This is a genomic window from Exiguobacterium sp. s145 (genome assembly GCF_018618835.1).
GTDB classification, from domain to species: Bacteria; Bacillota; Bacilli; order Exiguobacteriales; family Exiguobacteriaceae; genus Exiguobacterium_A; species Exiguobacterium_A artemiae.
This window is the reverse complement of the sequence record NZ_JACSMV010000014.1, coordinates 74,001-81,228: the sequence shown is the minus strand read 5'-3', so window position 1 is coordinate 81,228 and position 7,228 is coordinate 74,001. Positions and strand designations below refer to the sequence as shown.

General features: G+C 49.1%; 6 protein-coding genes, 7 tRNA genes and 1 rRNA gene. All 14 read left to right on the top strand.

Features of this window, described 5'->3' with window-relative positions; translation table 11 throughout:
• Nucleotides 1–87, top strand: a 5S ribosomal RNA gene (rrf, locus tag KNQ07_RS11390); the annotation flags it as partial.
• A gap of 17 nt (nt 88–104) precedes the next feature.
• Nucleotides 105–179: transfer RNA gene (locus KNQ07_RS11385), tRNA-Asn, on the top strand.
• 2 nt (nt 180–181) lie between these two features.
• Nucleotides 182–256: transfer RNA gene (locus KNQ07_RS11380), tRNA-Glu, on the top strand.
• A gap of 12 nt (nt 257–268) precedes the next feature.
• Nucleotides 269–341 (top strand) — tRNA-Thr (locus KNQ07_RS11375).
• A 35-nt stretch (nt 342–376) separates the two neighbouring features.
• Nucleotides 377–460: transfer RNA gene (locus tag KNQ07_RS11370), tRNA-Tyr, on the top strand.
• A 4-nt stretch (nt 461–464) separates the two neighbouring features.
• Nucleotides 465–537: transfer RNA gene (locus KNQ07_RS11365), tRNA-Lys, on the top strand.
• 6 nt (nt 538–543) lie between these two features.
• Nucleotides 544–615: transfer RNA gene (locus tag KNQ07_RS11360), tRNA-Gly, on the top strand.
• A 12-nt stretch (nt 616–627) separates the two neighbouring features.
• Nucleotides 628–703 (top strand) — tRNA-Ala (locus KNQ07_RS11355).
• Nucleotides 704–924: 221 nt separating this feature from the next.
• The gene (gene rocF, locus KNQ07_RS11350; RefSeq protein ID WP_214766742.1) at nt 925–1,833 is read left to right on the top strand and encodes an arginase; all 909 of its coding nucleotides are present in this window, start codon (nt 925–927) and stop codon (nt 1,831–1,833) included.
• Between the two features lie 125 nt (nt 1,834–1,958).
• Nucleotides 1,959–2,522, top strand: coding sequence for an RNA polymerase sigma factor SigW (gene sigW, locus KNQ07_RS11345; protein WP_214766740.1), 564 nt, complete (start codon nt 1,959–1,961; stop codon nt 2,520–2,522).
• A gap of 21 nt (nt 2,523–2,543) precedes the next feature.
• Entirely contained in the window at nt 2,544–3,158 is a 615-nt protein-coding gene (locus tag KNQ07_RS11340) for an anti-sigma factor (RefSeq protein WP_114597232.1), read from the top strand.
• Between the two features lie 80 nt (nt 3,159–3,238).
• Entirely contained in the window at nt 3,239–4,099 is an 861-nt protein-coding gene (cdaA, locus tag KNQ07_RS11335) for a diadenylate cyclase CdaA (RefSeq protein WP_014969179.1), read from the top strand.
• A complete protein-coding gene (locus KNQ07_RS11330) occupies nt 4,099–5,385 on the top strand; it encodes a CdaR family protein (protein ID WP_214766738.1) in 1,287 nt (428 codons plus the stop codon). The genes cdaA and KNQ07_RS11330 overlap by 1 nt, the downstream gene beginning before the upstream one ends.
• A gap of 29 nt (nt 5,386–5,414) precedes the next feature.
• Complete coding sequence (gene glmM / locus KNQ07_RS11325) at nt 5,415–6,770, top strand: phosphoglucosamine mutase (protein ID WP_214766736.1); 1,356 nt, start codon at nt 5,415–5,417, stop codon at nt 6,768–6,770.
• The last annotated feature ends 458 nt before the right edge of the window (nt 6,771–7,228 follow it).

Sequence of the window (7,228 nt, the reverse complement as noted above, 5' to 3'; positions counted from 1 at the left end):
CGTTCCCATGCCGAACACGGAAGTTAAGCACTTGAACGCCGAAAGTAGTTGGGGGCTTCCCCCTGTGAGGATAGGACGTTGCCAGGCAATTTATTTTTATTTATTCCGCAATAGCTCAGTGGTAGAGCAACCGGCTGTTAACCGGTAGGTCGTAGGTTCAAATCCTACTTGCGGAGCCAATGGCCCGTTGGTCAAGCGGTTAAGACACCGCCCTTTCACGGCGGTATCACGGGTTCGATTCCCGTACGGGTCACCATTTTTATTTTTTGCCGGTGTAGCTCAGCTGGTAGAGCAACTGACTTGTAATCAGTAGGTCGCGGGTTCGACTCCTGTTGCCGGCACTGTTTTTTTCAATTGTATAGTTCCTAGACAAACTGGGGGGGTAGCGAAGTGGCTAAACGCGGCGGACTGTAAATCCGCTCCCTCGGGTTCGGCGGTTCGAATCCGCCCCCCCCCACCATGTCGAGCCATTAGCTCAGTTGGTAGAGCATCTGACTTTTAATCAGAGGGTCGCAGGTTCGAATCCTGCATGGCTCATATTTTGCGGAAGTAGTTCAGTGGTAGAATACGACCTTGCCAAGGTCGGGGTCGCGGGTTCGAATCCCGTCTTCCGCTTTTTATGTTTTTGGGGCCTTAGCTCAGCTGGGAGAGCGCCTGCCTTGCACGCAGGAGGTCAGCGGTTCGATCCCGCTAGGCTCCACCAAATTTTGCTTAAAGATCTTAAGCGAGTTTCGTTCGTCTTAAGTTTTTTTATACTTGAAATGCCTGGAATTCATGTACGTACGCGAAAGCACTGTGAGTAACTCTCACAGTGCTTTTTTGTCGTCAAATTCTGTATAATCATGCGTCATCGTGTCGAGTTGAACCACCTTCTTGTTACCGCTTACAATTAAGGTAACTTACTGAGTAAAGGGGAACAGGTCGATGAACATTGCATATATCAGCGTACCGTATAGTTATGGTCAAGGAAAACCGGGGACAGAGCAAGGACCGGCTGCCGTTGAACAGGCAGGATTACTCGAAACACTGGCAGCAAACGGACAGGAAGCAGTTCGCTACGGGGAAGCGGCTGTTTTGTCTGAAGATGCTGTTCGTGAAGAAGATCCGCAATTAAAACGGCTCGAAGGTGTTGTCCACACGACAAACGATTTACACTTACTTGTACGTGAGGCGCTGACAGAGCAACGTTTTCCGTTACTCGTCGGAGGCGATCACAGCATGGCGATCGGAACGATTGCCGGTATGCGGCAAGTCGTACCACGTCTCGGAGTCATCTGGTTTGATGCACACGGCGATTTAAATACACCGGAGACTTCTCCATCGGGGAACATTCACGGAATGCCGCTGGCCGTTGCCTTAGGCGAAGGACACCAGCGTCTGACGGAAATCGGAGGGGACGGGGTTAAACTGCAACCCGAACACCTCGTCTTCATCGGTTTACGTGATGTCGATGCAGGAGAACAGGAACTGATTGATCGTCTCGGGATCCGCGTTTATGATATGGAAGCGATTCGGACACGCGGGATGGATGCCATCATGGAGGAGGCTGTTGCCTATCTCAAAGAGACGACAGATGCGTTTTATCTCAGTTTTGATATGGATGGACTGGATCCGAGCCTGGTCGAAGGAACCGGGACACGTGTTGCGGACGGAATTATGCTTGATGATGCAAAGACCGTCTTACGTCATTGTGCCGAGCAGGATGAGTTTATCGCCGCTGAATTCGTAGAAGTGAATCCATTACTCGAAGAAGGAAACGGAACAGCGATTCTTGCAAATGAGTTGATTGGAAACTTGCTCCAGTATATGCAGACCCATCGTTTAGTAAAATAATGGATAGAACTTGAACTCTTTTCGTCAGGGTTCAAGTTTTTTTTGTTACAATTCAAATTGAGATGAAACATTTGTTGGTCGACTCCGTATAAGAGATTGACCGCATAGAGCGGGGGGTATTCAAAGTGGAAGAAACGACACTACGCTTGATTGAGCGGGTGAAGCAGGGAGACCGCGATGCATTCGCGGCACTTGTTGATCTATATAAAGAAGGTGCCTTTTTAGTCGCCTTCCGTGTTTTACGGGATCGAATGGAAGCAGAGGATGCCACGCAAGAAGCGTTTATCCGCGTCTTCACGAAAATTGAATCGTATAATGCCCAGTGGAAGTTCCGGACATGGTTGTATCGGATCGTGACGAATGTTTCGATTGACCGGCTCCGCAAAAAACGTCCGGATTATTCCCTTGATGCCGAGATGTCGGGAACTGAAGGACTCACGTTGTATTCCCAGCTTGAAAGTAAGGATCAGTTGCCGGAAGATCAAGTCATTGATTCGGAACAACGACAAGATGTAGGGGAAGCCATCGCCGGCCTGCCGGAAAAATACCGGATTCCGCTTGTCTTGAAATATATTGAAGATCTTTCGCTCAAGGAAATCAGTGAGATGATCGATTTACCCGTCGCTACAGTTAAAACGAGAATTCATCGGGGACGCGAAGCGCTGAAAAAGCATTTCGGCAAACGATGAGATGAGAAGGAGGCACTCACCATGACACGAGAAAAAGTGTATGAACGGATACAGGATTATTTAGATCAAAACCAACCTCCAGAAGACTTCAAACGACTTGAAGCGGAGTTACGGGAAGCGAATGCGATGGACGAGTTCGAAGAGTATCGGCTCCTCGATGCAGAGTTACGCGCGCTTTCAGCACCCAAGCTTTCGGCGGATTTTACATCCCGCGTGCTGGCACAACTGCCCGAACAGGTGGACCAACCGAATGTGACTCCGCTCAGGAAGACATCCCGTTTCGGCGGGAAGATGAAGCAGTATCCGTTGCTTGCGGCAGCCTCGATTTTCATGTTGTTGTCGGTCGGTAGTCTCGGCGGCTACCTGACACAGGAAGAACATGATTTATCGTATACGAATGTACCGGGAATCGTCGCAGAGAACGGCGAAGTTGTCGTACCGGAAGGCGTCACCGTCAACCAGGACCTCTATGTCGAAGGCGGCAATGTCCGGATCGAAGGCAAGGTCAACGGAGACGTGATGACCGTCGACGGCAAAGCATATACCGCCAGTGCCGGCAACGTCACAGGAGAAATCAAACAAATCGATCAACTCTTTGAGCGGGTCTGGTACGGAATTAAACGAATCTTTGAATGAGTCAAGTGGGACGAGTCTAACTCGTCCCTTTGTGCTATAATGAAAGCTGTTTAAATCAGATGAGATAGGGGGCACGGTTGGTGAATTACTTCAACTGGCAACCACTTCAATTTCAATTGTTGAAACTGGGAGAAAACGTACATTGGTACGATTATATTAATGATGTGATTGATATCGCGGTCGTGACATTCGTCATTTACCGTCTGATGATCATTGTCAAAGGTACAAAAGCCGTCCAATTGATCAAAGGGATTTCCGTCATTTTGATCAGCTGGTTCTTAAGCGGATTCTTCGGACTGAAGACCTTACAATTTCTGTTGAATCAAATTATTACGTATGGCTTGTTAGGGATTATCATCATCTTCCAGCCAGAGTTACGCCGGGGACTCGAACACCTCGGTCGAACGAGTAAATTCTTTTCACGGAGTGCCATCAGTGATGAGGATGAACAAGTCCGAATCGTCGATGCGCTCGTCACATCGGCTCAATACATGTCGAAACGCCGGATCGGGGCACTTGTGACGATTGAGCGGGAGACGGGGCTCAGTGAATATGTCGAGACGGGCATTCCGCTTGGATCACAAATTACGAGTCAGTTATTGATCAATCTCTTTATTCCGAATACACCGCTTCATGACGGCGCCGTCATCGTCCAACAAGGGAAACTGGCAGCGGCGGCTTGTTACTTACCGTTATCCGAGAGTGCACATATCTCAAAGGATCTCGGGACACGTCACCGGGCAGCCATCGGTGTCAGTGAAGTGACGGACAGTGTCACACTGGTCGTATCGGAAGAAACGGGTGGCGTCTCACTTGCCATCAACGGACGGCTTTACCGGGAACTCGATGAAGAATCGCTCCGGACGAAGCTGCTTGAAACAATCGTCAAAGTCGAACCGACGAATACTTCCTTCTTGAATTGGATGGGGGCGAAAAAATAATGTTCGAAAAATGGTTCAATGAACGCTGGTTCCTCCGCATCGTGGCTGTTTTGCTCGCCATCATGCTCTATCTGATGGTCGCAGGATCAAATACGACCGGTAAAAGTGATGCGGCCAGTCTGTTACCAATCGCCGGTCAAGGCTCAACGAAGTTTGACGTACCGGTGACAGTCAATTATGATGAAACGCAGTGGGTCGCCTATAATATTCCAAAAACGATTGAAACGACGGTCAAAGGCCCGTCGAGCAGTTTAACGATGCTTCGACTCGTCAAAGATTTTGGGTTGTCGATTGACTTGACAGGACTTGATCCAGGTTATCATCGTGTCCGCTTGACGGCGAACGGATTTGGCAAAGATGTCGAAGTGACACCAACACAGGAAACGATTGAAGTGTTCCTCGATAAAAAGGTCACAAAAGAAGTTCCGGTTCAAGTAGCGTTGTTGAACAAAAATAAAATCGCTGAAGGATATGTCGTCGGTGAAGCACAGCCGACCCGTCAAACGGTCTCCGTGACCGGCGGGGCAGAAAAGCTTCAGGCCATTATAGCAATCCAAGTTCCAATCGATGTCACGGGCCGTGCGGAGACGTTTACGGAGTCCTTCAACGTCAAAGCAACGGATGCGAACGGAAATGCGATCAGTGCCACATACGATCCGGAACAGCTGGAAGTGACGGTTCCGGTCTATAAGGAAAGCAAAACGGTTCCGATTAATGTCGAAACAAAAGATGCAGTCAAGAAAGGGTATAAAGTCGTCAAGATTGTTCCGGTCACGACGGAAGCCCGCTTATATGGAACAAAAGAAGAGCTGTCACGGATCGGCTCCGTGTCGACGGAAGCGGTCTCCTTAAAAGGATTGACGAAAACTGTTGATCGTACGGTCAAACTGATTGAACCGGACAACGTAACCGCAATGGAACCGACTTCGGTTACGGTCAGCATCGTCGTCGAGAAGGAAAATGCGAAAGCGACGACGGAAACCGTCGAGGACCGGGCCGAGAAAACAATTTCCGGTGTCACGGTGACGTTGAACGGATTTGATGAGTCGAAGTATACGATCGATTACGAACAGACGATTGATCTCGTCGTCCGTGGAAGTGAAGCGGATCTTGCATCGATTGATGCGACAGATATTAAAGCCGTCATTGACGTGACCGGCTTAAAAGAAGGTACACACGGCTTGCCGATTTCGTATCAGACGTCAAAAGCGTTTGACGTACTTCGTCCGGATAATATGGATATCACGCTTAAAGCGGTTCCCCGGACATCGGTCCAAGCCAATTAAATCAACTTTGTGAAATGAGGAAATAGAACATGGGTAAGTATTTTGGAACTGACGGCGTCCGCGGCGTCGCAAACGTAGAATTGACACCTGAACTGGCATATCGTCTCGGTCGGACCGGCGGGTATGTCTTAACGAAACACGAAAGCACACGTCCGAAAGTCTTGATCGGCCGCGATACACGTGTCTCTGGACAAATGCTCGAGAACGCCCTGATTGCCGGACTCCTGTCAATCGGTGCAGAAGTCATGCGTCTTGGTGTCATCTCGACACCGGGTGTCGCGTACTTGACGAAAACGATGGATGCGACAGCGGGCGTCATGATTTCCGCGTCACATAATCCGGTCGAAGACAACGGAATCAAATTCTTCGGATCAGACGGCTTTAAGCTCGATGATGCAACAGAACTTGAAATCGAGGGCTTGCTTGACGAAGCGGAAGATACGTTGCCGCGTCCGTCCGGTAAAGAGCTTGGATTTGTCCACGATTACTATGAAGGCGCACAAAAGTACCTTCACATGTTACGTCAGACATCAGATGAAGACTTCTCTGGCATCCATGTCGCCATCGACGGCGCACACGGTGCAACATCAAGCCTCGCACCACGCCTGTTCGGTGATCTCGAAGCGGAAGTCTCGACAATCGGAACGACACCAAACGGTTTGAACATCAACGAAGGTGTCGGCTCGACACATCCTGAACATTTAGCTGACTTCGTCCTTGAAAAAGGTGCAGACGTTGGTCTGTCATTTGACGGCGATGGTGACCGCTTGATCGCAATCGATGAGAACGGTAAAATCGTCGACGGTGATAAAATCATGTTCATCTGCGGGAAATACCTCAACGAGATCGGCCGCTTAAAAGACAACACGATCGTCGCGACCGTCATGAGTAACCTCGGTTTCCACAAGACGGTTGAAGAACACGGTATGACGGCTTTACAGACAGCAGTCGGTGACCGGTATGTCGTTGAAGAAATGCGTAAAAACAACTATACACTCGGCGGTGAACAGTCGGGTCACATCATCTTCATGGATTACTCAACAACAGGAGACGGCATGCTTTCAGGCGTCCAGCTCTTACAAATCATGAAGGCGACAGGCAAGAAGTTGTCGGAACTCGCAGCCGAAATGCCGGTTTTCCCGCAACGTCTCGTCAATATCCGTGTCTCGGATAAAAACGGTGCAATGAACGGTCCGGCGGTTCAGGCCATCATTGCAGAAGTCGAAGCGGAAATGGCCGGCAACGGTCGAATTCTTGTTCGGGCATCGGGAACAGAACCACTTGTCCGTGTCATGGCGGAAGCACCGACGCAAGAAGCATGCGACATGTATGTCGAGCGGATTGCAAACGTCGTTCGTGAAAACTATGCGTTACGGGAAAACTGAGTAAACGGAAGGAGCGGATGAAAATCCGTTCCTTTTTTTGTTGGGACGATTTTCAGGAAAAAGGTGACGAAGTGCTGTTTTCACGCGCTTTTTTCAGGTGGAACGTAAGCTAGCTGTTGTCTTTGACAACCGGGTCTTGCCTGTTCCTGACGGAAGCAGAGCTTCCTTTCCCTGTAGAGGTCACGTGATACAGCACTTCTGTTGTGACAGAATCATCGACAACCCAATAAGCAAAGTAAAAAAACGAACGTTTTTTACAGAATCTAGGTATTAGAGGTATCGTTTAGAAAAATATCGGGAATAGTTACAAATACGTTACCTTTCTTGCTTTTTCTAAATAAAGTTCGTATGATTGTAAAGTCGGACAGAAACGGGGTCAGACAGAAATGAAAGCGCCAGGGCTGACTATGTGATAGGCAGCTGACGAGGTGGAGGTTTATCGAATCATTCGGCGGATG

Excerpts from the sequence above, each read along its gene's own strand:
- glmM (WP_214766736.1), top strand. The coding sequence starts at position 5,415 with ATGGGTAAGTATTTTGGAACTGACGGCGTCCGCGGCGTCGCAAACGTA.
- rocF (WP_214766742.1), top strand. The coding sequence starts at position 925 with ATGAACATTGCATATATCAGCGTACCGTATAGTTATGGTCAAGGAAAA.
- KNQ07_RS11340 (WP_114597232.1), top strand. The coding sequence starts at position 2,544 with ATGACACGAGAAAAAGTGTATGAACGGATACAGGATTATTTAGATCAA.
- KNQ07_RS11330 (WP_214766738.1), top strand. The coding sequence starts at position 4,099 with ATGTTCGAAAAATGGTTCAATGAACGCTGGTTCCTCCGCATCGTGGCT.